Source organism: Streptomyces sp. NPDC059989 (assembly GCF_042736975.1).
Taxonomy (GTDB): domain Bacteria; phylum Actinomycetota; class Actinomycetes; order Streptomycetales; family Streptomycetaceae; genus Streptomyces.
The window spans coordinates 143298-168479 of the sequence record NZ_JBHWUO010000001.1; the positions used below are offsets into that span (position 1 = coordinate 143298).

Annotated in this window: 21 protein-coding genes; 14 read left to right on the forward strand and 7 right to left on the reverse strand. The window is 71.9% G+C overall.

The window, feature by feature from the left end; all coding sequences use genetic code 11:
* Positions 1-5 precede the first annotated feature (5 nt).
* The 5 genes from ACFWBN_RS00730 to ACFWBN_RS00750 all read left to right on the forward strand — a co-directional run bounded on the left by ACFWBN_RS00730 (position 6) and on the right by ACFWBN_RS00750 (position 6904).
* Positions 6-2030 (forward strand): copper resistance CopC/CopD family protein, encoded by a 2025-nt coding sequence (locus tag ACFWBN_RS00730; protein ID WP_385168337.1) that lies wholly within the window; start codon positions 6-8, stop codon positions 2028-2030.
* Positions 1955-3313, forward strand: coding sequence for an iron uptake transporter deferrochelatase/peroxidase subunit (gene efeB, locus ACFWBN_RS00735; protein ID WP_385168339.1), 1359 nt, complete (start codon positions 1955-1957; stop codon positions 3311-3313). The genes ACFWBN_RS00730 and efeB overlap by 76 nt, the downstream gene beginning before the upstream one ends.
* A 42-nt stretch (positions 3314-3355) precedes the next feature.
* Complete coding sequence (gene pheA, locus ACFWBN_RS00740; protein ID WP_385168342.1) at positions 3356-4291, forward strand: prephenate dehydratase; 936 nt, start codon at positions 3356-3358, stop codon at positions 4289-4291.
* A 526-nt stretch (positions 4292-4817) separates the two neighbouring features.
* Complete coding sequence (serS, locus tag ACFWBN_RS00745; protein WP_385168344.1) at positions 4818-6095, forward strand: serine--tRNA ligase; 1278 nt, start codon at positions 4818-4820, stop codon at positions 6093-6095.
* Complete coding sequence (locus ACFWBN_RS00750) at positions 6092-6904, forward strand: HAD family hydrolase (protein WP_385168347.1); 813 nt, start codon at positions 6092-6094, stop codon at positions 6902-6904. The genes serS and ACFWBN_RS00750 overlap by 4 nt, the downstream gene beginning before the upstream one ends.
* 136 nt (positions 6905-7040) lie before the next feature.
* Here ACFWBN_RS00750 and ACFWBN_RS00755 read toward each other — a convergent pair whose 3' ends face one another.
* Positions 7041-7622 carry a hypothetical protein gene (locus ACFWBN_RS00755; protein WP_385168350.1) on the reverse strand — a complete coding sequence of 194 codons (582 nt, stop codon included), beginning with the start codon at positions 7620-7622 and terminating at the stop codon, positions 7041-7043.
* Positions 7623-7791: 169 nt separating this feature from the next.
* Here ACFWBN_RS00755 and ACFWBN_RS00760 point away from each other — a divergent pair, with 169 nt between their 5' ends.
* Together ACFWBN_RS00760 and ACFWBN_RS00765 are read left to right on the forward strand one after the other, a co-directional pair.
* On the forward strand, positions 7792-8775 hold the full coding sequence (locus ACFWBN_RS00760; protein ID WP_385168912.1) for a sensor histidine kinase: 984 nt from the start codon (positions 7792-7794) through the stop codon (positions 8773-8775).
* A gap of 10 nt (positions 8776-8785) precedes the next feature.
* Positions 8786-9430, forward strand: a complete 645-nt coding sequence (locus ACFWBN_RS00765; RefSeq protein ID WP_385168352.1) for a response regulator — start codon at positions 8786-8788, stop codon at positions 9428-9430.
* Here the strand turns inward: ACFWBN_RS00765 and ACFWBN_RS00770 are convergent.
* The 5 genes from ACFWBN_RS00770 to ACFWBN_RS00790 all read right to left on the reverse strand — a co-directional run bounded on the left by ACFWBN_RS00770 (position 9427) and on the right by ACFWBN_RS00790 (position 13691).
* Positions 9427-10089, reverse strand: a complete 663-nt coding sequence (locus tag ACFWBN_RS00770; protein WP_385168355.1) for a rhomboid-like protein — start codon at positions 10087-10089, stop codon at positions 9427-9429. The genes ACFWBN_RS00765 and ACFWBN_RS00770 overlap by 4 nt on opposite strands.
* A gap of 93 nt (positions 10090-10182) precedes the next feature.
* Positions 10183-10902, reverse strand: a complete 720-nt coding sequence (locus ACFWBN_RS00775; protein ID WP_385168357.1) for an ABC transporter permease subunit — start codon at positions 10900-10902, stop codon at positions 10183-10185.
* A gap of 14 nt (positions 10903-10916) precedes the next feature.
* A complete protein-coding gene (locus tag ACFWBN_RS00780) occupies positions 10917-11828 on the reverse strand; it encodes an ABC transporter ATP-binding protein (protein ID WP_385168360.1) in 912 nt (303 codons plus the stop codon).
* The gene (locus ACFWBN_RS00785) at positions 11825-12712 is read right to left on the reverse strand and encodes an ABC transporter permease subunit (protein ID WP_385168362.1); all 888 of its coding nucleotides are present in this window, start codon (positions 12710-12712) and stop codon (positions 11825-11827) included. Before ACFWBN_RS00785 ends, ACFWBN_RS00780 begins: the two co-directional genes overlap by 4 nt.
* Positions 12702-13691: an ABC transporter ATP-binding protein gene (locus ACFWBN_RS00790; RefSeq protein ID WP_385168365.1), complete on the reverse strand. Its 990-nt coding sequence runs from the start codon at positions 13689-13691 to the stop codon at positions 12702-12704. Before ACFWBN_RS00790 ends, ACFWBN_RS00785 begins: the two co-directional genes overlap by 11 nt.
* Before the next feature lie 245 nt (positions 13692-13936).
* On the opposite strand from ACFWBN_RS00790, the gene ACFWBN_RS00795 reads away from it, so the two are divergent.
* The 4 genes from ACFWBN_RS00795 (at position 13937) to ACFWBN_RS00810 (ending at position 18456) form a co-directional block, all read left to right on the forward strand.
* Positions 13937-14794 (forward strand): M24 family metallopeptidase, encoded by an 858-nt coding sequence (locus ACFWBN_RS00795; RefSeq protein WP_385168368.1) that lies wholly within the window; start codon positions 13937-13939, stop codon positions 14792-14794.
* Positions 14791-16581 carry an SDR family oxidoreductase gene (locus ACFWBN_RS00800; protein WP_385168371.1) on the forward strand — a complete coding sequence of 597 codons (1791 nt, stop codon included), beginning with the start codon at positions 14791-14793 and terminating at the stop codon, positions 16579-16581. Before ACFWBN_RS00795 ends, ACFWBN_RS00800 begins: the two co-directional genes overlap by 4 nt.
* 62 nt (positions 16582-16643) lie before the next feature.
* Positions 16644-17531 carry a metal-dependent hydrolase gene (locus ACFWBN_RS00805; RefSeq protein WP_385168914.1) on the forward strand — a complete coding sequence of 296 codons (888 nt, stop codon included), beginning with the start codon at positions 16644-16646 and terminating at the stop codon, positions 17529-17531.
* A gap of 10 nt (positions 17532-17541) precedes the next feature.
* Entirely contained in the window at positions 17542-18456 is a 915-nt protein-coding gene (locus ACFWBN_RS00810; protein WP_385168373.1) for a MerR family transcriptional regulator, read from the forward strand.
* Between the two features lie 155 nt (positions 18457-18611).
* Here the strand turns inward: ACFWBN_RS00810 and ACFWBN_RS00815 are convergent, their stop codons facing one another.
* Positions 18612-19400 carry an aquaporin gene (locus tag ACFWBN_RS00815; protein WP_385168376.1) on the reverse strand — a complete coding sequence of 263 codons (789 nt, stop codon included), beginning with the start codon at positions 19398-19400 and terminating at the stop codon, positions 18612-18614.
* Positions 19401-19534: 134 nt separating this feature from the next.
* Between ACFWBN_RS00815 and ACFWBN_RS00820 the strand changes: the two genes are divergently transcribed.
* From ACFWBN_RS00820 to ACFWBN_RS00830, 3 genes are all read left to right on the forward strand, one after another.
* Complete coding sequence (locus ACFWBN_RS00820; RefSeq protein WP_385168379.1) at positions 19535-20074, forward strand: RNA 2'-phosphotransferase; 540 nt, start codon at positions 19535-19537, stop codon at positions 20072-20074.
* A gap of 193 nt (positions 20075-20267) precedes the next feature.
* Entirely contained in the window at positions 20268-22100 is a 1833-nt protein-coding gene (locus ACFWBN_RS00825) for an HSP90 family protein (protein ID WP_385168381.1), read from the forward strand.
* Positions 22097-25162, forward strand: coding sequence for a tetratricopeptide repeat protein (locus tag ACFWBN_RS00830; RefSeq protein ID WP_385168384.1), 3066 nt, complete (start codon positions 22097-22099; stop codon positions 25160-25162). The genes ACFWBN_RS00825 and ACFWBN_RS00830 overlap by 4 nt, the downstream gene beginning before the upstream one ends.
* The last annotated feature ends 20 nt before the right edge of the window (positions 25163-25182 follow it).

Below are 25182 nucleotides of genomic sequence, written 5' to 3' on the forward strand. Positions count from 1 at the left end.
ACGCCATGACGGCCATCGCCCCCGCCCCCTCCCTGGCCCGCGCCCGCGCCACGGCACTCCTGCCGCGGCTCGCGCTGGTCCTCGCAGCCCTGCTGGCAACCCTGTTCACCGCGGCCTCCCCGGCCACGGCGCACGCCGCACTCACCGCGAGCGACCCCAAGGACGGGGCGGTGGTCGCCACGGCGCCCGCCCAGGTCACGCTCTCGTTCTCGGAGCAGGTCGCCATGGGGGACGACTCCATCCGCGTCCTGGACCCCAAGGGCAAGCGCGTGGACACCGGTGAGCTGCGCGACATGTGCAGCGGGAGCACCGTCCGCTACGGCACCGCCCTGCAGCCCGGCCTGCCCAACGGCACCTACACCGTGGCCTGGCAGGCCGTCTCCGCCGACAGCCACCCGATCTCCGGCGCCTTCACCTTCTCCGTCGGCGAGCCCTCCGCCACCGAGGTCGCCCTCCCCACCCGACAGGCGGGCGGCGGTCCGGTCGGCATCGCGTACGGGATCGCCCGCTACGTCGCCTACGCCGGCTTCACCGTCCTCGTCGGCGGCTCCGCCTTCATCCTGCTGTGCTGGCGGCGGGGCGCCGCCGAGCGGCCGCTCCAGAGGCTGGTCGTGCGCGCCTGGGTCACCCTGACCGCCGCCACCCTGGCGATGCTGGTGCTCCGCGGGCCGTACACAGGGTCCGGGAAGTTCGCCGACGCCTTCGACCTGGACGCGCTGAAGGCCGTCCTGGAGACCAAGGCCGGTGCCTCCCTGGTCTCCCGGCTGCTCCTGCTCGGCGCCGCGGCCCTCTTCATCGCGGTCCTCTTCGGCGTCTTCGCGCGGCGCGTGCAGGGCCCCGGCTCCGGATCAGGCTCCGGCTCCGGCTCCGGCTCCGGATCAGGCTCCGGATCAGGCTCCGGATCAGGCGAGGAGGGCAAGGACACCAGCGACCTCGCCTTCGGCCTGGCCATCGGCGGCGCCGTCGTGTCCGGCGGCATCGCCGCCACCTGGGCCCTGTCCGAGCACGCCTCGACCGGTATCCAGCCCGGCATCGCCATGCCCGCCGACATCCTGCACCTGCTGGCCGTCGCCGCCTGGCTGGGCGGGCTCACCGCGCTGCTCGTCGCCCTGCACAAGATCCCCGGTATCGAGCGGGCAGCCGTCCGGCGCTTCTCCCGGGTCGCCTTCATCAGTGTCCTGGTGCTCACCGTCACCGGCGTCTACCAGTCCTGGCGCCAGGTCGGCAGCTGGTCCGCCCTCACCGGCACCGACTACGGTCGGCTGCTGCTCGTGAAGGTCGGCCTGGTCGCCGTCCTCGTCGGGATCGCCGCCGTGTCCCGGAGGTGGACCGGACGGCTCTCCGAGGCCCAGGTGGTCGACGAGGCCGACGAAGCCGATGCCGGGCGGGCTCCGAAGGTCGTCGCGCAGCGCGATGTTTCACGTGAAACACAGTCCGTCACCGTCCCCGCCGACCCCAAGCGCGCCGCGCAGCTCGCCCGGCAGAACGCCGCCCGCGAGAACGCGCGCCAGAAGCAGGTCCGGGACGCCGACCCGGACCGCGCCGGACTGCGCCGCTCCGTCCTCGCCGAGGCGGGCGTCGCCGTGGTCCTGCTGGCCGTCACCACGGTCCTCACCAGCACCGAACCCGGACGCACCGTGGAACGGGAGGCCGGCCGCGGCGGCGCGGCCACCACCGCCGTTCCCGACCGCGCCGTCAAGATCACCCTGCCCTTCGACACGGGCGGCCAGAACGGCAAGGGCACCATCCGGCTCGAGCTCGACCCGGGCCGGGTCGGAGCCAACACCCTGCACCTCTGGGCCGAATCCGGCGACGGCCGGCCCTTCGACCTCCCCGAGGTCAAGGTGGCCTTCACCCTTCCGTCGAAGGACATCGGCCCCCTGCCCCTCGTCCCCGAGCAGGCCGCCCCCGGACACTGGACCGCGTCCGGGGTACAGCTGCCGCTCGCCGGCGAATGGCGCATCGACGTGACCCTCCGTACCTCCGACATCGACCAGACGACCGTCCAGAAGACCGTGAAGATCGGCTGAACAGCGTGACCGAGAGCAACCCCGACATCGAGATCTCCCGGCGCCGACTGCTGGGCACCGTCGGCGCCGCGGGCGCCGCCGGGCTCGCGCTCGGCGCCGCGGGCGGCGCCCTGGCGCACTCCGCGCTCGCCGACTCCGGGAGCGGCTCCGCCTCAGGGGCCCCCGGGAGCCTGACCTCCCTCGGCGCCACCCAGGTCGCCTTCCACGGCGACCACCAGGCCGGCATCACCACGCCCCTGCAGGCCAAGGGCCACGTCGTCGCCTTCGATCTCGTGGGCGGCGCGGGCCGCACGGAGGCCGCCGCGCTGATGCGGCGCTGGTCGGAGACCGCCCGCCGGCTCATGGCGGGCGAGCCCTCCGGTTCCTCCGACACCGGTGTCGCCCTCGACGCGGGCCCGTCCTCCCTCACGGTCACCTTCGGCTTCGGCCATTCCTTCTTCGAGCGCACCGGCCTCACCGCACGCCGCCCCGTCGCCCTGGACCCGCTGCCGGACTTCTCCTCCGACCGGCTCGACGCCCAGCGCAGCAACGGCGACCTGTGGGTCCAGATCGGCTCGAACGACGGGCTCGTCGCCTTCCACGCACTGCGCGCCCTCCAGAAGGACGCCGGGGACGCCGCCCGCGTCCGCTGGCAGATGAACGGCTTCAACCGGTCCCCCGGGGCCACCGGCACCCCGATGACCGCCCGCAACCTCATGGGCCAGATCGACGGCACCGGCAATCCGAAGCCCTCGGAACCCGACTTCGACAAGCGGATCTTCGTCCCCGGCGCGGGTCCCGGGCCGGCCGAGCACTCCTGGATGGCCGGGGGCTCGTACGCGGTGGTGCGGCGCATCCGGATGCTCCTCGACGACTGGGACAAGCAGTCCCTCGCCCAGCAGGAGCAGGTCATCGGCCGCACCAAGGCCACGGGCGCACCTTTGACCGGCGGCACCGAGACCACCGAGATGGCACTCGACAAGATCGGCACCGACGGCAAGCCGGTCATCCCGTCCAACGCCCACGCCCGGATCTCCGCCCCCGAGCAGAACGGCGGGGCCGCCATGCTGCGGCGCCCGTTCTCCTTCCACGACGGGATCGGTGCCGACGGCGCTCCGGACGCCGGGCTCCTCTTCATCTGCTGGCAGGCCGACCCGCTGCGCGGCTTCGTGCCCGTCCAGCGCAAGCTCGACCGCGGGGACGCGCTGTCGCAGTTCATCCGGCACGAGTCCAGCGGCCTGTACGCCGTCCCGCCCGGCCCCCGCACCGGGGAGTACGTGGGGCAACGCCTGCTCGAAGGATGAACAAGCGCCCCGGTGGGCACGGCCCCGGACTACGCTGATCGCATGTCGGCCACCCGCTTCACGTATCTCGGTCCCGAGGGCACTTTCACCGAAGCCGCCCTGCGCACACTGCCGGAAGCCGCCACCCGGGAGCTCATCCCGATGGTGTCGGTGCCGGCTGCCCTGGACGCCGTGCGCAACGGCGAGGCTGCGGCCGCCCTGGTGCCGATCGAGAACTCGGTGGAGGGCGGGGTCACCGCCACCCTCGACGAGCTGGCCTCCGGCGAGCCCCTGATGATCTACCGCGAGGTGCTGCTGCCCATCGCCTTCGCGCTGCTCGTCCGGCCCGGGACCACCCTGTCCGACGTCAAGACCGTCACCGGGCACCCGGTGGCCCAGCCCCAGGTGCGCAACTGGCTGCGGGCCAATCTGCCCGACGCGGTGTGGGAGTCGGCGGCCTCGAACGCCGACGGTGCCCGGCTGGTCCAGGAGGGCCGCTTCGACGCCGCCTTCGCGGGCGAGTTCGCCGCCGCCACCTACGGGCTGGTCCCGCTGGTCACCGAGATCCACGACGCGGAGAACGCCGAGACCCGGTTCGTGCTCGTCGGGCGGCCCGCCCGGCCCGCGGCCCCGACCGGCGCCGACAAGACCTCGGTCGTGCTGTGGCTCGGCGACGACCACCCCGGTGCGCTGCTGGAGCTCCTCCAGGAGTTCGCCGTGCGCGGGGTCAACCTGATGCTGATCCAGTCGCGGCCGACGGGTCAGGGCATCGGCAACTACTGCTTCGCGGTCGATGCCGAGGGCCATGTCTCCGACCGTCGGGTCAGCGAGGCGCTCATGGGCCTCAAGCGGACGTGCCCGCAGGTCCGCTTCCTCGGCTCCTATCCGCGCGCGGGCGTCGCTCAGGGTGACGTGCGCGCTCCGCGGCCGGGAACCTCCGACGGCGACTTCACGGCCGCCTCCGACTGGCTGACGCGCTGCCTCGACGGCCGGGCGTAGGACTTCTCCACTGTCCACAGAGTTATCCACAGGCCGAGATGGGGACCTGGGGACAAGTCGACACAGCGGCACGACAAGGTCGACATATCGGTCGGGGGGCCCAGGTTTCGCGCTGGGGAGCGGAAGGTGAACGGCGTCACCCCCGTATCACCGATCAACTCTTTGGAGCGAGTCATTCCCACCCGAATGAGTGTGTGAGGGTGGTTTGAACCCTGATTCGCCCGGGCGGCCCGCCGATCCGGAATGATCTATTTCCGTGTCCACAGATGCGGCACACAGCCTGTGGATAAAGTGGGGGTAGCGGGAATTCCTGTGGACAAGGAACGCCTTCCGGCCCTGCTCAGGGCCTCCTCGCCCGTCGGCCTTGTGCCCCTTTTCGGGGAATGGGCCACCTTTTATTGACCCCCCGAGAAGGCCCACTTCCGGCCGAGCGGCAATACTTATCCATTCGCCACAATTGGGACATAGCGGCACGCAGCGTGATATCGGTGTGATCCCAGGAACCCCAGCCCGGTAGCCTGGAGGGGTGATTGACCTCCGGCTGCTCCGTGAAGACCCTGACCGTGTCCGCGCCTCGCAGCGCGCCCGTGGAGAGGACGTCGAACTCGTCGACGCACTGCTCTCCGCCGACGAGCGCCGCAGGTCCTCAGGCATGCGCTTCGACGAACTGCGCAATGAGCAGAGGTCCCTCGGCAAGCTCATCCCCAAGGCCTCTCCGGAGGAGCGGGCGGAGCTGCTGAAGCGGGCCGAGCAGCTCAAGCAGAACGTCAAGGCGGCCGAGGCCGAGCAGAACGAGGCCGACGAGGCCGCCAAGCAGCTCCTGCTCCGGCTCGGCAACATCGTCCACGAGGACGTCCCGGTCGGCGGCGAGGAGGACTTCACCGTCCTGGAGACACACGGCACCATCCGCGACTTCGCCGCCGAGGGCTTCGAGCCCAAGGACCACCTGGAGCTCGGCGAGTCGCTGGGTGCCATCGACGTCGAGCGCGGCGCCAAGGTGTCGGGCTCGCGCTTCTACTACCTCACCGGCGTGGGCGCCCTGCTGGAGCTGGCCCTGGTCAACGCGGCCATCGCGCAGGCCACCGAGGCCGGCTTCATCCCGATGCTCACCCCCGCGCTGGTCCGCCCGCGCGCCATGGAGGGCACCGGCTTCCTCGGCCAGGCCGCGGAGAACGTGTACCACCTGGAGAAGGACGACTACTACCTGGTCGGCACCTCCGAGGTCCCGCTCGCCGCGTACCACATGGACGAGATCATCGACGCCGACAAGCTGCCGCTGCGGTACGCCGGCTTCTCCCCGTGCTTCCGCCGCGAGGCCGGTACGTACGGCAAGGACACCCGCGGCATCTTCCGCGTCCACCAGTTCGACAAGGTCGAGATGTTCTCGTACGTCGCGCCGGAGGAGGCCGAGGCCGAGCACCAGCGCCTCCTGGAGTGGGAGAAGCAGTGGCTGACCAGCCTGGAGCTGCCCTTCCAGGTGATCGACGTCGCCACCGGTGACCTGGGTGCCTCCGCCTCGCGCAAGTTCGACTGCGAGGCCTGGATCCCGACCCAGGGCAAGTACCGCGAGCTGACCTCGGCCTCGAACTGCGACAGCTTCCAGGCCCGCCGCCTGTCGATCCGCTACCGCGACGGCAAGAAGACCCAGCCGCTGTCCACGCTGAACGGCACGCTGTGCGCCGTGCCGCGCACGATCGTCGCGATCCTGGAGAACCACCAGCAGGCCGACGGTTCGGTACGGGTGCCCCAGGTGCTCCGTCCGTACCTCGGTGGCCGCGAGGTCCTGGAGCCGATCACCAAGTGAGCCCGGCCCCGTTCCCGTACAAGCTCGTCGCGACCGATCTCGACGGCACGCTGCTGCGTGGCGACGACACCGTCTCGGAACGCACCCGTGAAGCGCTCGTCGCGGCCACCGCGGCGGGCGCGGCACACATCATCGTCACCGGCCGCGCCGTGCCGTGGACCCGGAGCGTGCTGGACGATCTCGGCTACGAGGGGATCGCCGTGTGCGGGCAGGGCGCGCAGGTCTACGACGCGGGTGCGCACCGGCTGCTGACCTCGGTGACGCTGGACCGACAGCTGGCCGGCCTGGCGCTGTCGAAGATCGAGGCCGAGGTCGGTCCGCTGGCCCTGGCGGCCAGCCGTGACGGGGTGGACGGCGAGGTCCTGTTCGGGCCCGGCTACCAGGTGCAGGAGGGCCTCCCGGCCCTCTACCTGGAGGACACCACCGCGGTGTGGACGGCTCCGCTGAACAAGCTGTACATCCAGCACCCCGAGCTGGACGACGACGCGCTCGTCAAGGTGGCCCGGGAGACCGTGGGCAGCCTGGTCGACATCGTGATGGCCGGTCCGGGCATCGTGGAGATCCTGCCGCTCGGGCTGACCAAGGCCACCGGCCTGTCCCTGGCCGCGCGCCGGCTCGGCGTGAAGGCCGCGGAGACCATCGCCTTCGGCGACATGCCCAACGACATCCCGATGTTCGGCTGGGCGGCGCACGGGGTGGCGATGGCCAATGCCCACGCGGAACTGAAGGCAGTGGCCGACGAGGTGACGACATCCAACGAGGAGGACGGCATCGCGGTGGTGCTGGAGCGACTGCTGGGCGCGGCGTAGCCGCACGACGTACGAGAGGTCCGGGGCAGCCCGCGCCATATGGCGCGCTCGAAGTGGCTGCCCCGGACCTTTTGTTGCTCCCCGCACGACTCACTCTGCCCCTCGCGCAGTCCCCGTACCAGCGAATTTCCGCACCTCAGCCGTGAATCCGGCGGCGGCGCCAGTAGGCGACCGTGACGACCGCGAGGAGGGGGCCCCAGAGCACCAGCGGGGCGTAGCAGAGGGTCATGAGCCACCAGCCGGCCCCGGTGGGTGCTCCCGGCGCCGCCATGTTGGTGCTCCAGTGGAAGGCCGCCAGAATGGTGACCAGGGTGACGGCGATGGCGCCGAGGGCGGCGGGCACGACGGCCGCGAGGGGCGGGATCCTGCGCCCGCCCAGCCAGGGGATCCAGCTCGGCACCACCTCGCCCCAGCGCTGTACGAGGCCGAGGGTGAGCAGGCCGAGGCCTTCGGCGAAGGCACTGAGGGCCACGAGGTAGAAGGACCACTTGCCGGGGAAGAGTTCGGCCTCCAGACCGCTGCCGACTCCCCAGCCGACGGGGATGCCGACCGCTATGGCGATCCGCCACAAGCCGCTGGGCAGCAGGGTGAGGGCGGCCGCGTGGGCGGCCCAGCGGACGGGGCGGCTGACGACGGGAGCAGCGGAGGCGGCGTGGGCAGGGGGAGCGGCGTGGGCAGGGGGAGCGGCGTGGGCAGCAGGAGTGGTGAGCACGGCCATCGTCCAAGTCCTTTTCGGGAGGCGGTTGGTGATGCCTCAAGCCTGGTCCGGCGGGCGCCGCGGAACCATCGGCCGATCAGCAGGTCGGCAGCGGCCCGGTGTCGGCCGTCTCTGCCGAACGGCAGATGGCAGGCTCAGGGGATGCGCTCGTAGGGTCGGCCTCGTGACCATGAACCCGCGTGTCGTGTATGCCCCGTTGCTGGCTGCGGCTGCCGTCGTCGGGATCGTCCAGTCGTTCCTGCGGGCGCCCGCGCCGTGGGTGATGCTGTGGGCGTTCCTGCTGCTTCCGCTGCTGGCTCTGGTGGCCCGCTGGTCGCCGGCGCGTTCCGGGACGGTCGCGGGCACGCTGGGCCTGGCGGCCGTAGCCCTGTGGCCGGTCCCGCTGGTGTGGGGGAAGGGGTCGTGGCTGGAGGCCTGCGGGGCGGCCGCGTTCTGGGCGGTGCCCGCGCTGGGCGCCTTGCTGGCCGGGGGACATCTGCGCCGGCAGGCGAGCCGGCTACGGCAGGCCGTACGCGACGGACGGCGCGACCAGCAGCTGGAACTGGCCCGGGATCTGCACGACTTCGTGGCACACGATGTGAGCGCCATCGTGGTGCAGGCCCAGGCGGCCAGGTTCGTGGCGGACAGCGATCCCGAGCAGGCCATCCGCGCGCTGGAGCGGATCGAGGCCGCGGGGCTCGGCGCGCTCGCCGCGATGGACCGGACGGTGCACGCTCTGCGGGACACGGCCGGCGGGCAGGCCCCCTCCCTCCCGGGCACGTCGGAACTGCCGGGGCTGGTGGAGCGCTTCGAGGGCGGGGTGCTGGACGTCGATCCGGCATCGGTACGGGAGTTGTCCCGGGAAGCGGACACCACGGCGTACCGGGTGGCCGTCGAGGCTCTCACGAACGTACGCCGGCATGCGCCCGGGGCATCCGTGGTGCGCGTCGCCGTACGCCGGGCCGGCGCGGGCATAGAGCTCAGCGTGGCCAATTCGGCGGCGCCCCGGGGTGCGCGCGGGCTGCTGGCCCGCCGGCTGCGGAGCGGGACCGGACTGGCGGGCCTGCGCGGCCGGGTGGAGGCGGCGGGCGGCACCCTGCGGGCAGGGGCGAGTGCCGATGGCGGGTGGCTCGTTTCCGCGGTGTTCCCGGCGGCGGCGCCCCAGCAGGGGTGATCATGGCGGCGTGACCACACGCATCCTGATAGCCGACGACCAAGAGGACATCCGCAGCGGATTCCGGCTGATCCTCGACTCGCAGCCGGACATGACCGTGGTGGGGGAGGCCGCTGACGGGGAGAGCGCGGTGGCGCTGGCCCGGGAACTGCACCCGGACGTGGTGCTGGCGGACATCCGGATGCCGCGGCTGGACGGACTGGAAGTGACCCGGCTGCTGGCGCCGCAGACGCGGGTCGTCGTGGTGACCACCTTCGACCTGGACGAGTACGTGCACACCGCACTGCGCAACGGTGCCTGCGGCTTCCTGCTGAAGCGGTCTGGCCCTGCGCTGCTGATCGAGGGCGTACGGGCGGCGATGGCCGGGGACACCCTGATCAGTCCGCAGATCACCGTACGGCTGCTGAGCCGGCTGACGCAGGCGGGTCCGGTGGCCCGGCCCGCGGCGCATCCGCTGACGGAGCGGGAGCTGGAGATCGTCCGGCTGGTGGCCCGGGGGCTGACCAACGCCGAGATCGGCGCGGAGCTGTTCATCAGCGCGGGAACGGCGAAGACCCACATCGCGAACGTCCAGGCGAAGCTCGGGGTGCGGAACCGGGTGGGGATCGCGTCGTGGGCCTGGGAACACGGCGTGGCGAAAGCGGAGGACCGCTAGCGAGGTTTCACGTGAAACGGGGGCTGTGTTTCACGTGAAACAAGGTGGCGGGTGAGCGGCCAGGCAAGCAGGCCGATGGCCAGCGAGATGGCGTGGCCCAGGTCGGTGAAGGTTCCGCCGGTGGCCAGGGGGAGACCGAAGAAGGCGACCGCCCCGGCCAGGTAGAACCATCTCCAGGGGCTGGGGATCCGGTAGGTGAGGACGCCCACGGCGGCCGCGAGTCCGTAGCTGACGCCGATGTCGACGACATGCGTCATGCTCCGCGGGGCGCGATGGTCCTGGATGGCCGTCAGCAGGACCTTCTGGCTGACCAGGGTGGCCACGATGTGGGCGGTCGCGACGATCACGAGCCAGCGCAGGGTGCCGAGCCAGCGTTCGACGTTGGCGTGGAAGAGCTCGAAGAGCACGGCGTAGAGGGCGAGCGAGGCCGGGTTCTCGATCCAGAAGGCGCTGCTGAGGAGTGCCCTGACGGGGTACTTCACGAGCTGGTGGATGTTGCTGCTGTTGCGGTGGAGCAGGACGCGCTCGATCTGGTCGGGCGCGATCACGACGATGATGCTGGTGATGGCGATGATCAGCAGCCATATGTGCGTTCCGGGCGACGAGCGTATCCAGGACCTCAGGGGCCTGGACGGCTCGGGCTCGAGGTGCTCGATCATGCACCGATGATGCCCCGCGAAGCTGTGCCCCGCCCGGCCGGTGGGCCGGGCGGGGCACAGCTTCGAGCAGGGTGCGTCGGGGCCGATCCGGACCTACTCCTCACCGGCCAGGGTGAGGCGGCGCAGCTTCTGCCCCGCGTAGACGGTGGCGCCGATGGTGACCACGGAGAGCAGGACCGCGGCGGTGGGCAGGCCGACGGTGGCGTCGACGTATCCGTCGCCCGCGACCTTCTCGGCGAGGGAGAGGGACCACTGCTGGACGCTGAGGGTCTTGGCGCCGGAGACCAGGCTGCCGAAGAGCGATTCCCAGATCAGGGCGTAGACCAGGCCGAAGACGACCGCGTGTCGGCTGACGGTGCCCAGCAGCAGGAACAGCGCGCTGTAGGCGATCGAGGCGACGAGGGCGGCGACGGTGTAGGCGACGGCGATCTGCTGGCCGTTGCCGTTGAGGATGAAGCCGGCGATCAGGGTGGGGATCGCGGAGAAGGCCATGGTGACGGCGATCGCGACGATCAGCTTGGTCATGATGATCGTCGGTCGCTTCACCGGCTTGGAGAGCAGGTAGACGATCGATCCGTCGTCGATCTCGGGGCCGATGGCGCCGGTGCCGGCGATGACGCCGATCAGCGGGACCATCGTCGCGAGGGCGAAGCCGCCGAGCAGATCGGCGGCGACCTTGTCGTCCACACCCGTGAGGGCGCGGACGGCGATGGAGATGAGGATCAGCAGGGCGGGCAGCAGGAAGAGGATCAGCGCCCGGCGGCGGCCGAGCAGGGCCCGGTAGGTGAGCCGGGCAACGGTGGGGTTGTACATGGGTGCCAGCTCCTTCAGGCCGCGACGAGGTAGGAGAAGACCGACTCGAGGGACTCGTCGGAGGGCGAGACCGTCAGCAGCCGGATGCCGTGCGCGCGGGCGACCCGCGGCAGCAGCTCGGTGAAGCGCCCGAAGTCGACGGCCTGGATGCGCAGGGCGCCTTCCTTGAGGTCGACCTCGATACCGGCCGTGGACGGGTCGGCGATCAGGGCCGCGGCGAGGGCCCGGTCGTCGGAGGAGCGGATGAGGTAGCGGTGCGGGCGGTCCGTCATCAGGCGGCGGATCTTGCGGAAGTCGCCGGAGGCGGCGTGCCGGCCGGCGACGACCACCTCGATGTGGGAGGCGAGCTGCTCGACCTCCTCCAGGATGTGCGAGGAGAACAGGACGGTGCGGCCCTCGTCGCCCATGCGCCGCAGCAGGTCCATCAGCTGCATGCGCTGGCGCGGGTCCATGCCGTTGAAGGGCTCGTCGAGGAGCAGTACGGACGGATCGTGGACCAGCGCGGAGGCCATCTTCACGCGCTGGCGCATGCCCTTGGAGTACGTGGAGATCTTGCGGTCCTGGGCGTACTCCATCTCGACGGTGGCGAGCGCCCGCTGGGCCGCCGCGTCGTCGAGCCCGTGCAGCTCGGCGTTGGCGACGACGAACTCCCGGCCGGTGAGGAAGTCGTACATCGCCTCGCGCTCGGGCACGACGCCGATCTGCTTGTAGACCTCCCCGTTGCGCCAGATCGGCGCGCCGTCGAGGGTGACAGTGCCCGTGGAGGGGGCGAGGAACCCGCCCATCATGTTGATGAGCGTGGACTTGCCCGCGCCGTTGGGGCCGAGGAGTCCGGTGACGCCGGGGCCGATGCGCATGGTCACGTCGTTGACGGCGACGACGTTCCCGAACCAGCGGGAGGTGTGGTCGATGTCGATGATGGTCACAGCCCGGCCTTCCGGTAGCGGGCCATCAGGGCGGCGTAGGAGCCGGCGATGAGGCCGAGGACGACGAGCAGGTAGACGGCGCCGGTGCCGGCCGAGGGACCCTCGCCGCCGGGGAAGGCGGAGGTCGCGCCGAGGAACGCCGTCTGGACGCCGTCGATCAGGGTGATCGGGGAGAACAGGCCCAGCCAGTCGATGGCTCCGGCGTTCCCGGTGTTGTAGGAGATGCCCTGGACGGCGGTCACCGCACCGTACGGGATGAGCAGTACCGCGATGATCGCGGCGACGCCGAACCCGCGGCGGGGGGTGAGGGCGGCCATGACCAGGCCCAGTCCCGCGAAGAGCAGCGAGAGCAGCAGTACCGACACGAGTCCCTGCCCGAATCCCTTGGTCTGGTCGCCGAAGTCGAACTTCGCCAGCAGCGAGCCGATCCACATGATCAGCAGCGGGGTGGCGGTGAGGATGAACAGGGCCGAGGCCATGGCGGCGTACTTGGCCACGACGTAGTCGACCCGCTCGATGGGCCGCGAGAAGTACAGCGGCACGGTCTTGAAGCGCAGGTCGCGGGAGACCGACTGGGGCGCCTGGGAGGCGAGGTAGAGGCCGATGACCACCTGGGTGGTCAGGGCGTACGTCGTGTACTTGATCGGCAGTTCGGTGGAGCCGGGGACGGCGATGGCCACCGCGACGAGGATCAATGCGGGAACGCACATCACCGCGAAGAGGATCATCGGCAGGACCTTGGACTTGGCGGAGCGGCCGAGTCCGTAGGCGCCGCGCAGGGACTGCGAGAACAGCGACTTGCGGGCGTAGGCGCGGCCGAGCCGGGGGCCGTCGTAGGACCGGTAGCCGATGTTGTGGATCTGGGTCGAGGTGTCAGGCGCCATCGGAACCGGCTCCCTTCTGGTGGATGGGCCGCGAGGGCTGGTCGTTGTCGCGGAAGACCTCCGCGATGTGGTGGCGGCGCTGCTCCATGCGGACCAGGCCGATGCCCAGGTCGGCGACGGTGTCGCGGACGGTGTCGTACGTGTCCTCGCCCGTGGCCTCGACCAGGAGGATGTGCCCCGCGCCGGGCAGGCCCTGCTCCTCGGCGGTGTGGAGCGCGATGCCCGCCTCGGTGAGCGCCTTGCGCAGGGCGGCGGTGCCGTCCGGGTGGGCGTCGGAGTCGGTGACCTCGACGGCGAGGGTCGTGGTGATCTGGGTGAAGTCGCTGGTGGAGCTGGAGCGCAGCAGCTTGCCGCCGTCGACGACCACGACGTGGTCGCAGGTCCGCTCCAGCTCGCCGAGGAGGTGGGAGGTGACCAGGACGGAGATGCCGAAGTCCGTGTGGATACGGCGGATCAGGCCGAGCATCTCGTCGCGGCCGACCGGGTCCAGACCGTTGGTCGGCTCGTCGAGGAGGACCAGCTGGGGGTCGTGGACGAGGGCCTGGGCCAGCTTGACGCGCTGCTTCATGCCCGTGGAGTAGCCGCCGATGGGGCGGTAGCGCTCCTCGTACAGCCCCACGTGGCGCAGGGTGTCTGCGGTGCGCTCACGGGCCGCGGTCGGCGGGAGGCCGGACATGCGGGCCATGTGGACGACGAACTCGGTGGCCGAGACGTCGGGCGGCAGGCAGTCGTGCTCGGGCATGTACCCGACGCGTTCACGGATGGCGCTGCCATGCGTGGCGACGTCGAGACCGAGCACGGCGGCACTGCCCTCGGTGGCGGGGGACAGTCCCAGCAGAATCTTGATCAGCGTGGACTTGCCGGCTCCGTTGGCACCCACGAGGCCGGTCACACCAGGCCCGATGTCCAGGGAGAGCCGGTCGAGGGCGGTCACTCGGGGGTACCGCTTGCTCAGGCTTTCGGTCGCGATGACAGTCACGGGTTCGACGTTAGTGGTGCGGACCGGCCCGATCGTCAGACTTCGAGCGGGACCCCGTCTCCGCCTTGAGGACTACGGACCCTGACGTAAGGCTGATGCGGAACCGCCGCCCCGGAGCGGGTTGATGCGGACCGGACAAGTTTGTCCACAGGTCTGTGCACGGCCCTTGACGTGATCTCCAGTCATTGTCACATTCATCAGTGTCAAGTTACGGGCGCGTACGGCTATAGGGACGGACGGCTGGCATGGCTGGGGACACCAAGCAACGCACCGCGCAACTCACGGCCGACCTGCGCGGGTTCAGGGAAGTACAACGGCTCTCCTACGAGTGCGCGGAGACCGTCGCCGCGCAGCTGCGCCCCGGGGTGACCGAGCGCGAGGCGGCCCGGATGCAGCGCGAGTGGCTGCGCGAGCGCGGCGTGCGCGACTGGTTCCACCTGCCCTTCGCCTGGTTCGGGGACCGCACCGCCTTCGTGAACTTCAAGATCCCGCTCCAGTTCTTCCCGACCAACCGGAAGCTGGAGCCGGGGATGCCGTTCATCCTCGACATGGCGCCGGTCTACAAGGGGTACGCGGCCGACATCGGGTACTCGGGCAGCCTCGGGCTCAATCCGGTGCAGGACCGGCTCATGTCCGATCTGCAGGCCCACCGCGCGCTGATCCTGGACCAGGTCCGCGAGCGGCGCTCGCTGCGCGAGATCTACGAGAACGTCGAGCGGCTGATGAACCGGCAGGGGTACGCCAACCGGCACCGCGCCTACCCCTTCGGCGTGATCGCGCACAAGATCGACCGCGTCAAGGAGCGGCGCTGGTCGCCGACCGCGTTCGGATTCGGCACCCAGTCGCTGAAGGGGCTGGCCTCCGACGCCCTGCACGGGCACCGCGAGGGCTGGTCGCCGCTGTGGAGCCCGTACCACTTCTCCGACCACCCGCCGCAGCCCGGCCTGTGGGCGGTGGAGCCGCATCTGGGCTTCCGGGGCACCGGCGCCAAGTTCGAGGAGATCCTGGTCGTCACCGACTCCCGGGATCCCCTGGAGAGCGCATTCTGGCTGGACGACGATCTGCCGCACGTGCGGCGCTGGGCTGAGGAGAAGGCGGCATGACCGGCATGAGCGGGGCGGGCACGGCGGGACCGGCGGGCGGGCGCGAGCGCTGGGTGAGCACGGGCGGGGTCGAGCTGTGCGTCGTCGAACACGGCGAGGCGGACCGGCCGACCGTGGTGCTGGTGCACGGCTACCCGGACAGCAAGGAGGTCTGGTCGGAGGTCGCCGAGCGGCTGGCGGAGCGCTTCCACGTGGTGCTCTACGACGTACGCGGACACGGGCGCTCCACAGCTCCCCAGCCGCTGCGCGGAGGCTTCACGCTGGAGAAGCTGACCGACGACTTCCTGGCCGTGGCGGACGCGGTCAGCCCGGACCGGCCGGTGCACCTGGTCGGGCACGACTGGGGCTCCGTACAGGGCTGGGAGTTCGCGACCGTCGCCCGCACCGAGGGCCGGATCGCCTCCTTCACCTCGATGTCGGGGCCCTCCCTGGACCACTTCGGGCACTGGATCAAGAAACGGATGTCGCGGCCCACCCCGCGCCGGGCCGCGCAGCTGCTGAGCCAGGGCGCCAAGTCCTGGTACGTCTACATGCTCCACACGCCCGTGCTGCCGGAGCTCGCCTGGCGCGGGCCGCTCGGCAAGCGGTGGCCCGCGATCCTCCAGCGCCTCGAGAAGGTTCCGGCCGGCTCCTACCCGACGGCCTCCCTGCCGTCGGACGCGGCGCACGGTGCCTGGCTCTACCGCGACAACGTGCGGCCCCGCCTGCGCCGGCCGCGCGCCGACGCGTACGCCCACGTACCCGTGCAGCTGATCACCCCGACCGGGGACGCCTTCCTGTCCGAGCGGCTCTACGACGAGCTGGAGCTGTGGGCCCCCGATCTCGTACGCCGCACCCTGCCCGCCAAGCACTGGGTGCCGCGGACCCGGCCCGACCAGCTGGCCGCCTGGATCGGCGAGTTCGTCACCTCCCGGGAGGAGCCGGCCACGCGGGCACCGGAGCAGAAGGCTCCGGGCCGGTACGCCGACCGCTTCGGCGGGCAGCTCGTACTGGTCACCGGTGCGGCCAGCGGCATCGGCCGGGCCACCGCCTTCGCGTTCGCCGAGGCCGGCGCGCGGGTGGTGGCCGTGGACCGGGACGCCGAGGGCGCGGCGCGCACGGCCGACATGGCCCGGCTGGTCGGCGCCCCCGAGGCCTGGGGCGAGTGCGTGGACGTCAGCGACGAGCAGGCGATGGAGAAGCTCGCCGCGAAGGTCGCCGCCGAGTACGGGATCGTGGACGTGCTGGTCAACAACGCCGGGATCGGCCTGTCCGGGGCCTTCCTCGACACCACCGCCGAGGACTGGAAGAAGGTCCTCGACGTCAACCTGTGGGGCGTCATCCACGGTTGCCGGATCTTCGGGAAGCAGATGGCCGAGCGCGGCCAGGGCGGGCACATCGTCAACACCGCCTCCGCCGCGGCCTACCTGCCCTCCAGGACCCTGCCCGCCTACAGCACCTCGAAGGCCGCGGTTCTGATGCTGTCGGAGTGCCTGCGCGCGGAACTGGCGTCGAAGTCCATCGGCGTCTCCGCGATCTGCCCCGGCATCGTGAACACCAACATCACCGCCACCTCGCGCTTCGCCGGGGTGGACGAGGCCGAGGAGAAGCGCCGCCAGGAGCGCTCCTCGCGGCTGTACGGGCTGCGCAACTTCCCGCCGGAGAAGGTCGCCGACGCGATCCTGCGGGCCGTGGTGCGCAACGAGGCCGTGGTGCCGGTGACTCCGGAGTCCAGGGGCGCCCTGTGGATGTCCCGCTTCGCGCCGCGCACCCTGCGGCGCATCGCGAAGCTGGAGCCCAAGCTGTGACCCGGGCCGGCGCCGGGGCCGGGGTCGAGTCCGGAACCGGGGCCGACACCGGGGCCTCGTACGTGATCAGTCCGCGGCGGGTGGCCTTCGACTGGAAGACCACCCCGCTGCACTGGATACCCGACGAGCCCACCGCCACCCACGTCATCAACGTGCTGCACCTGCTGCTGCCCGCCGGGGAGCGGTGGTTCGTGAAGGTCTTCAAGGAGGGCCTGCCCCTGGTCACCGACCCCGAGCTGCGCAAGGACGTCAAGGGGTTCATGGGCCAGGAGGCCACGCACAGCGTGCAGCACTCCCACGTACTGGACCACCTGGCCGAGCAGCGGCTGCCGACGGAGGCGTACACGAAGCACGTGGACTTCCTCTTCGAGAAGCTGCTCGGCGAGACCCCGCCCTTCGGGGCGCCCATCACGGCCCAGGAATGGCTGCGCTTCCGGCTCGCGCTGGTCGCCGCCATAGAGCAGTTCACGGCGGTCCTCGGGGACTGGGTGCTGCGCGCCGAGGAGCTCGACGAGGCCGGCGCGGACGAGATCATGCTGGACCTGCTGCGCTGGCACGGCGCGGAGGAGGTGGAGCACCGCTCCGTCGCCTTCGACATGTACCAGCACTGCGGGGGAGCGGGCCTGCCCCGGTACGCGCGGCGCGTCGAGGGGATGGTCGTCGTCGCGCCCGTACTGGCCTGGCTGTGGGTGTGGGGGGCCTCGTACCTCATACGCAACGACCCCGAGCTGGGCGGCCGGCTGCGCTATACGCTCCGCGCGCACAACCGGGCGGTGGTCAAGGGCCTATTGCCCACCTGGAGAGAGCTCGGCATGGCCATACCCCGCTACTTCCGGCGGTCGTACCATCCCTCGCAGGAGGGCTCGCTGCGCAGGGCGGTCGAGTACCTTGCGGCTTCACCTGCCGCCCGGGCCGCGGCGGGCGCGGTCGGCCGAGCCGCGATGTCGTAGGGAGCCGGGATTGTCCGATCAGGCGGTAGCCGAGTACCGGATCGAGGATCTGGCGCACCACAGCGGGGCGACGGTGCGCACGATCCGTGCGTACCAGGACCGCGGTCTGCTGCCGAAGCCGGAGCGGCGCGGCCGCTCCAACGTCTACCGGGACACGCATCTGGCGCGGCTGCGCCAGATCGCGGACCTGCTGGACCGCGGCTACACGCTGGCCTCCATCAAGGAGCTGCTGGAGGCCTGGGACGCGGGGCGCGGACTCGGCGGCGTACTGGGGCTGGTCGCCGAGGTGCACGGGCCGTGGACCGACGAGGAGGCGGCCCGGATCAGCCGGGAGGAGCTGAACGACCGCTTCGGCGGCCGGCCCGACGACGAAGCGGTGGACGAGGCGTGCGAGCTGGGGGTGCTGGAACGGATCCCGGGCCGCCCGGACCAGTTCCTCGTGCCCTCGCCGCAGGAGCTGGCCGTGGCCGCGGAGCTCTACGCGGCCGGGGTGCCGCTGTCGGCGATCACCGGCCATCTGCGGGAGCTGCGCGGGCAGGTGGAGCACATCGCCTCGCGGTTCCTGGAGTTCACCACCGAGCACGTCTTCGCGCGCTACCTCGGGCACGTGCCGCCGACCGACGCGGACGCGGCGGAGGCGGCGACGATGGTGCGGCGGCTGCGGCCGCTGGCCCAGCAGACCGTGGACGCGGAGCTGGCGCGGGCGATGCGGCTGTTCGCGACCCGGCATCTGCAGCGGCACCTGGGAGCAGCCGGGGCGACGCAGCCGTCGGGTCCGTCCTCGGTGGCGCTGCCGGCCGGGACGGTACGGGCGGTGCAGGACCTCGTCGGCGCCGATCACGTGGCGGAGTTCGTTCGGGCCGCGACGGAGCGGGAGCTCCAGGCCCGGACGATGAACGATCTGGCCCGCCGGGGCGAGCGGTAGCCCCGGGCGGTAGCCCCGAGCGGTAGCCCCGAGCGGCAGTCCCGCGCGGTAGTCCCGAGCGGTAGTCCACAGGGCGGATCACGCGTTTGCCGTCAAAACCCACCCAAAGGGCTGTGGACAAGTCCCCTTTGCCTGTGGGCAACGGGGGCGGCGTCTCAACCGATGGTCTCGTACGCCTCCTTGTCGGGCGCGGGCAGAGCCTCCGAGGCGGGCTCCGGCAGGGCGGTCGTCAGCACCTCCGCCCGCGCGGCCTGCGCGGAGCGGGCGGTCCCGTACAGCAGGCCGGCGAGGACCAGGCCGAGGATCGCGCCCACCAGCTGGGCGGCAAGGAATCCGGGCAGGGACTCGGGGGCGATCCCGGTGAAGGAATCGCTGAAGGAGCGCGCGATGGTGCCGGCCGGGTTGCCGAAGGAGCCGGACGAGGTGAACCAGATCGCGGCGGCGAAGTACGCCCCGACCGCGGCCGGGATCAGCTTCGCGCGACCGATGCGGTCGAGGCCCTGGATGAGGACGACCAGCCCGGCGGTGGCCACGACCTCGCCGATGAGCAGGTGGCCACCCTCGCGCACCTGTGTGGCGAAGGTGCCCGGGGCCCGGCCGAACATGGCCTCCGCGACGAGGGCTCCACCGATGGCTCCGACCGTCTGGGCCGCCGTGTAGACCAGCGCCTCCCGGCCGCCGAGGCCGTCGCCGCCGGTGCGCCGGGACCACCAGGAGGTGAGGGTGACCACCGGGTTGAGGTGGCCGCCGGACAGCGGCCCGAAGAGGGTGATCATCAGCACGAGGCCGATGGCCGAGGCGAGCGAGTTGGCGATCAGGGCGACACCGATGTCACGGCTGAGTGCGGCGGCCTGGATTCCGGAGCCGATCACGAACACGAGGAGGGCGGCGGTCCCGATCAGTTCGGCAGCCGCACGGCGTGGCAGAGAGGTATGGGCTGTCATGGTTTCTCCCCCAGGGCAGAAGTGGCAGCGGAAAATGTATTCCGTATCTTGGAATAGCGATAGGGGGTGTCCACCGTCGCCCCGGGCCCGGAAAATCCCTGCAAACAGGCCGTCCGGCCGGGCACGCTGGGACCATGGACGACAGACGCACCGTGAAGGTGTCCAAATACGTCTCGAAACACCTGCGGCATCAGCCGGAACGGATCGGACTGGTGCTCGACCCCCACGGCTGGGTGGAGATCGACGATCTCCTGCGCGCGGCCGCCGCCCACGGCTTCCCCTTCAGCCGCGCCGAGCTCGACCACGTCGTCGCCGCCAACGACAAGCAGCGCTTCGCCGTGGACGGCACCCGCATCCGGGCCAGCCAGGGGCACACCGTCGCCGTCGACCTGGATCTCCCGGAAGCCGAACCGCCCGCGTACCTCTACCACGGCACCGTCGCCGCCGCCCTGGACGCGATCCGCGCCGAAGGCCTGCGCCCGATGGCCCGCCACCACGTGCACCTGTCCCCCGACCGGGAGACCGCGACCCGGGTCGGCGCGCGGCGCGGCCGGCCCGTCGTGCTCTCCGTGGATGCCGGGGCGATGCGCACCGCCGGGCACGTGTTCCGGATCAGCGCCAACGGGGTGTGGCTGGTGGATGCCGTACCGCCGGAGTTCCTTCGCTTCCAGTAATCCCTCGCCGACGCGTCCCCGGCCCCGTCTCCGAGCACGCCTCAGGGCACGTCTCCGGGAACGTCTCCGGGCACGGGAATTCGCTCAGGGATTGTCGGACCATCCCCCTAATCTGTTCCCACTCCGGGATCTGTGAGGGGGGGGGACCTCGCGATCGCCGAACCATCCCCGTACGCACGCGAGGTGACGCCCCATGACGTCCACACCCCACAGCTTCCAGGTAGATCTGCGCGGCCTGGTCGACCTGCTCTCCCACCACCTCTACTCCAGCCCGCGCGTCTACGTCCGCGAGCTCCTGCAGAACGCGGTGGACGCCGTCACCGCCCGCCAGAACCTCGACCCGGATGCGGAGATCCACATCCGGCTGTCCGCCACCGACGGCCGGGTGACCATCGAGGACAGCGGCATCGGCTTGACCGCCGACGAGGCCCACTCGCTCCTCGCCACCATCGGCCGCAGCTCCAAGCGCGGCGACCAGCACAGCCTGGAGGCCACCCGCCGGGAGTTCCTCGGCCAGTTCGGCATCGGCCTGCTCGCGTGCTTCGTCGTGGCCCGCCAGATCCGCGTGGTCACCCGCTCCGCCCGCGACCCCCGGGCCGCGCCCGTCGAATGGCTGGCCTCGGACGACGGCTCGTACACCGTTCGCGAACTGCCCCACGAGGCACGCCCGGAGCCCGGCACCACCGTCGTCCTCGAAGCCCGCCCCGGCGCCGCCGAATGGACCGTCCCGGCCAAGGTCGAGGAGCTGGCCCGCGACTACGGCTCCCTGCTGCCCTACGACATCACCTTCGACGACGGCGAGGGCGGCGAGCCGCGCCCCGTCACCGACCGGCCCGCCGTATGGGACCGGCCCTTCCCGACGCCCACCGCCCGCCGCGCCGCCCTCGCCGGGCACTGCTCCCGGCTCTTCGGCTTCACCCCGCTCGACAGCATCGACCTCGACCTGCCGGTCGCCGGCGTGCGCGGAGTCGCGTACGTCCTCCCCGAGCCGACCAGCCCCGCGCACCGGGCCGGACACCGCGTCCACCTCAAGGGGATGCTGCTGACCGACCGGGCCGACAACCTGCTGCCGGACTGGGCGTTCTTCGTCCGCGTCGTCCTCGACACGGACACGCTGCGGCCCACCGCCTCCCGCGAGAACCTCTACGACGACGAGACCCTGTCCGCCGTCCGGGAGGCCCTCGGCGCCCGCGTCCGCAGCTGGCTCGCCGAGCTCGCGGCGAGCGAGCCGGAGCGGCTGGCCGCCTTCCTGCGCGTCCACCACCTCGGCGTGAAGTCCATGGCCCGGCACGACCCCGAGCTGCTCGGACTGATGCTGCCGTGGCTGCCCTTCGAGACCAGCGACGGCCCGATGAGCCTGGAGGAGTTCACGGCCGCCCACACCGACGTCCACTTCACGCGCACGGTCGAGGAGTTCCGCCAGATAGCGCCGATCGCCGCCGCGCACGGTCTCGGCGTCATCAACGCCGGCTACACCTACGACGCGGACCTGCTGGCCCTGCTGCCCTCCGTACGGCCCGACCTGAAGGTCACCGAGCTCGACGCCGGAGCCGTCACCGAGCGGCTCGACCCGGTGCCCACCGCCGCGGAACTGGAACTCGCCCCGTTCCTGGCCACCGCGCGCACCCGCCTGGAAGCCCAGGGCTGCGACGTGGTGCTGCGCGCCTTCCAGCCCGTCGCCGTCCCCGCGCTCTACCTCGACGACCGCCAGGCCCGGCAGGAACGGGACCGGACCGCCGCCCTGGAGAGCGCCGACTCCCTGTGGAGCGGCATCCTCGGCGCGCTGCGCGGCTCCGCGCCGCGCGCCCGCCTGGTCCTCAACCACAACAACCCGCTGATCCGCCGGATCGCCACGCTCCCCGACGAGGCGCTGACCGGCACCGCCGTCGAATCGCTGTACGGGCAGGCCCTGCTGATGTCCCAGCGGCCGCTGCGCCCCGCCGACTCCACCCTGCTCAACCGGGCCTTCCTCGGGCTCCTGGAATGGGCCACCCACCCCACCGAGGCCCAGGAGGACCGGAAGTGACGATGCTGACGCGCCAGGAGATCGAGCTCGGGCTGGCGGAGAACCGCGAGGCGCCGAACGGCGCCGCGCGCAACGCGCACGCCGAGGCCCTCGTCGGCGCCGCCGAGGCGAGCGGCGACCGGGCCCTGTTCCGCGAGGCACTGGACAATCTGGTCGGCGCCTACCTCTTCAGCTCGGAGTCGTCGAAGCTGCTCGTGCCCTTCGCCCGGCTGCTCCAGGAGTACGACAAGGACCCCGGCGCCTTTTCCGAAGGGGACGCGCACTCACTGTTCTGGCAGTTCAAATGGGTGACCACGGCCATCTCCGACTCCCCCGGCATTCCGCTGGAGTCGGCCACCGGCTGGCTGGACGAGATGGAGCGCCGCTACCGGCTCGCGGGCTACAGCGAACGCCCCGTACGCGAGGCCGAGCTGTGGCTCGCCGAGGCGATGGGCGACGACGAGCGGGCCGATCGGGCCTTCAAGCGCTGGCTGGCGGCCGAGCGCGACGACATGAGCGACTGCCGCGCCTGTGAGCTCAACAGTCAGGGCCAGTACGCCGTCCTGCGCGGAGACGACGCCCGCGCCCTGAAGATCTGGACGTCGGTGCTGGCGGGCGAGCGGACCTGCGCCGAGGAACCGCACCGGGTGCTGGCCACTTCCCTGCTGCCGCTGCTGCGCCTCGGCCGGGCCGACGAGGCCCGTTCGCACCACCTGCGCGGCTACCGCATGGCCCGCGGCAACGAGAGCCTGCTGCCGTCGATCGGCAAGCACATCGAATTCTGCGCGCTCACCGGCAACGAGTCACGGGGGCTGGAGATCCTGGCCGAGCACGCCGCCCACGTGAGCCCGCTCGCCAACGTCGACGACCAGCTGGCCTTCCACGGCGGCGTCCTCGTCCTGCTGCGCCGGTTGACGGAGCTGGGGCACGGCGGGAGCCCGGCCGTCCCCTACGAGGGCACGCCGCGCACCGTCTCCGAGCTGTACGAGGTGCTGTACGCGGGCGCGCTCGACATCGCCCGGCAGTTCGACGCGCGCAACGGGACCACCCGGGTCTCGGAGCGGTTCCTGGCGCGGATCGGGCGCGAGCCGCTGCTCGACCGCCTGCCGCTCGGGGTGCGCAGTGCGGCGCTCGCCGCGACGGCCCCCGCCGTCCCCGCGCCGGTGCCGGCGCCGGCCGGGTCCACCGGGTTCGCCGAGCTGGTGGAGCGGGCCCGGCAGGCGCGCGACCAGGGGCATCCGGGCGCGGACGCGCTGTGGGCCGAGGTCGCCGTACGGGTGGACGCCCGGCCGGAGCCCGATCCGCTGGTCGCGGCCGACCTCGCGGACCACCGGGCCCTGGCCGCCGCACGGCGCGGGGCCGAAGAGGCGTCCGAGCTGCTGACGTCGGTACGGGACGGCTACCGGGCGCTCGGACAGGCGCAGCGTGCGGCGCTCGCGGAGCTGCGGCTGGCGACCCTGGCCGCCCAGTCCGGGTCAGCGCCCGCCGAGATCAGGAGGCTGCTGGGGGTGGCCGTGCGGGCAGCCGAGGGACTCGACGCCGCCGAACCGCTGCGGACCCGGCGGATCGCGCTCGCGGAACTGTCGGCGATCCGGGTGGAGTCGTACCTGCGCTCGGTCGAAGCGACCGGCGACGACCACGGGCACCACCACGGGCACGACCACGGGCACGACCACGGGCACGACCACGCCGAGGATCACGCCCAGGCGCACGGCCACGGTGAGCTGGCCGCCGAGTTGACCGCCTTCGTCGCCGCCTACGCGCGGACGGTGCCGGATCTGGCGGCGGAGGCCGAGGAGATGCTGGGTCGGGTGTCGCTGTCCCAGGGCGACCAGGACCGGGCCGTGGCGCTGCTGGATGAGGCCGCCGTACGAGCGGTCGCGGCGGGGCGGCCCTGGCAGGCGGTGGATCCGCTGGTGCTGCGGGCCGGGGTGCTGATGGCCCTGGACCGGCCCGGGGAGGCGGAGCAGGCCGCGCGCTCCGCGCTGGAGCACGCCGTCGAGGTGACCGACTCCGAGACGCAGGGCGTCGTACGGCTGACCCTCGCCGACATCCTGCTGCGGCGGGGTGACGCGGGCGCGGAGGCGGCCGGGCACGCGATGGAGGGAGCCCACTGGTTCGACCTGGCCGGTCTCACCGCGGACGGCGGGGCGCAGGCCCGGCTGGTGCTGGCCCGGGCCTATGTGCAGGACGACCTTGCGGCCGAGGCGGCCGAGGTGCTGCAGTCGGCGTTGCCCGACCTGCTGGAGCACGGCGACCGGCAGGCCGTGTTCGTACGGGAGTTCCTGGGCGATCTGCTGCGCCGGCTGAACGAGCCGCGCCAGGCGGCCGAGCAGTACCTGCTGGCGGCGGAGACGGCCAAGGACTGGGAGGATCCGCGGGCGCAGGCGAGCCTCGCGCAGTCGGCGGCCGACACCCTGTCCGACGCCGGGCTGGCCGTCGAGGCGGTCGCCGCCTACGAGAGGGCTCTGGAGCTGCACCGCCTGACGGGGGAGGCCCCGATCGCCGAGGTGCGCATCCTGCGCTCCCTGGCCTGGCTGCGGCTGCGCGAAGGGATCGATGACGCCGCCGTGGCCCGGGCCCGGGCCCTGATGGACGAGGCTGCCGGGGTCCTGGAGGCCGCCCTGGCAGCGCAGCCCGGCTCCGTCGAGCTGCGCTCCGAGCTCGCCCAGACCTGGCACCAGCAGGCGCAGGTGCTCGACCGGCGCGTCGGCACGCAGGAGGAGCACGACGACGAGTACGACGACGAGGACGACAACGGGAACGGGAACGGCGGCGAGGACGGCGCGGCCCCGACGGCGGAGCGGCTGGGCGAGGCGGAGATCGACGCGCTGCGGCTGGAGGAGATCGAACTCTGGGACCGGGCCGCCGCAACCTATGCGGAACTCGGCCCCGGCCATCTCCAGGACCGGTTCCAGTGCCTGAACAACGCCGCCTGGACGGAACAGGAGCGGGGCCGCGGGGAGGCCGGCGCCGCACGGATCTCCGCACTGGTCGAGGAGGTCCGGGACCTGCCCGAGGACGCCGTGCCCGACTGGCTGCTGCCGTCCGCCGAGCGTCTGATCAAGCAGCTGACGGCCTGAACCCGCCGCCTGCCGCCGCC

Excerpts from the sequence above, each read along its gene's own strand:
- ACFWBN_RS00730 (WP_385168337.1), top strand. The coding sequence starts at position 6 with ATGACGGCCATCGCCCCCGCCCCCTCCCTGGCCCGCGCCCGCGCCACG.
- efeB (WP_385168339.1), top strand. The coding sequence starts at position 1,955 with ATGGCGCATCGACGTGACCCTCCGTACCTCCGACATCGACCAGACGAC.
- pheA (WP_385168342.1), top strand. The coding sequence starts at position 3,356 with ATGTCGGCCACCCGCTTCACGTATCTCGGTCCCGAGGGCACTTTCACC.
- ACFWBN_RS00755 (WP_385168350.1), bottom strand. The coding sequence starts at position 7,622 with ATGGCCGTGCTCACCACTCCTGCTGCCCACGCCGCTCCCCCTGCCCAC.
- ACFWBN_RS00760 (WP_385168912.1), top strand. The coding sequence starts at position 7,792 with ATGAACCCGCGTGTCGTGTATGCCCCGTTGCTGGCTGCGGCTGCCGTC.
- ACFWBN_RS00770 (WP_385168355.1), bottom strand. The coding sequence starts at position 10,089 with ATGATCGAGCACCTCGAGCCCGAGCCGTCCAGGCCCCTGAGGTCCTGG.
- ACFWBN_RS00775 (WP_385168357.1), bottom strand. The coding sequence starts at position 10,902 with ATGTACAACCCCACCGTTGCCCGGCTCACCTACCGGGCCCTGCTCGGC.
- ACFWBN_RS00785 (WP_385168362.1), bottom strand. The coding sequence starts at position 12,712 with ATGGCGCCTGACACCTCGACCCAGATCCACAACATCGGCTACCGGTCC.
- ACFWBN_RS00795 (WP_385168368.1), top strand. The coding sequence starts at position 13,937 with ATGGCTGGGGACACCAAGCAACGCACCGCGCAACTCACGGCCGACCTG.
- ACFWBN_RS00800 (WP_385168371.1), top strand. The coding sequence starts at position 14,791 with ATGACCGGCATGAGCGGGGCGGGCACGGCGGGACCGGCGGGCGGGCGC.
- ACFWBN_RS00815 (WP_385168376.1), bottom strand. The coding sequence starts at position 19,400 with ATGACAGCCCATACCTCTCTGCCACGCCGTGCGGCTGCCGAACTGATC.
- ACFWBN_RS00820 (WP_385168379.1), top strand. The coding sequence starts at position 19,535 with ATGGACGACAGACGCACCGTGAAGGTGTCCAAATACGTCTCGAAACAC.
- ACFWBN_RS00825 (WP_385168381.1), top strand. The coding sequence starts at position 20,268 with ATGACGTCCACACCCCACAGCTTCCAGGTAGATCTGCGCGGCCTGGTC.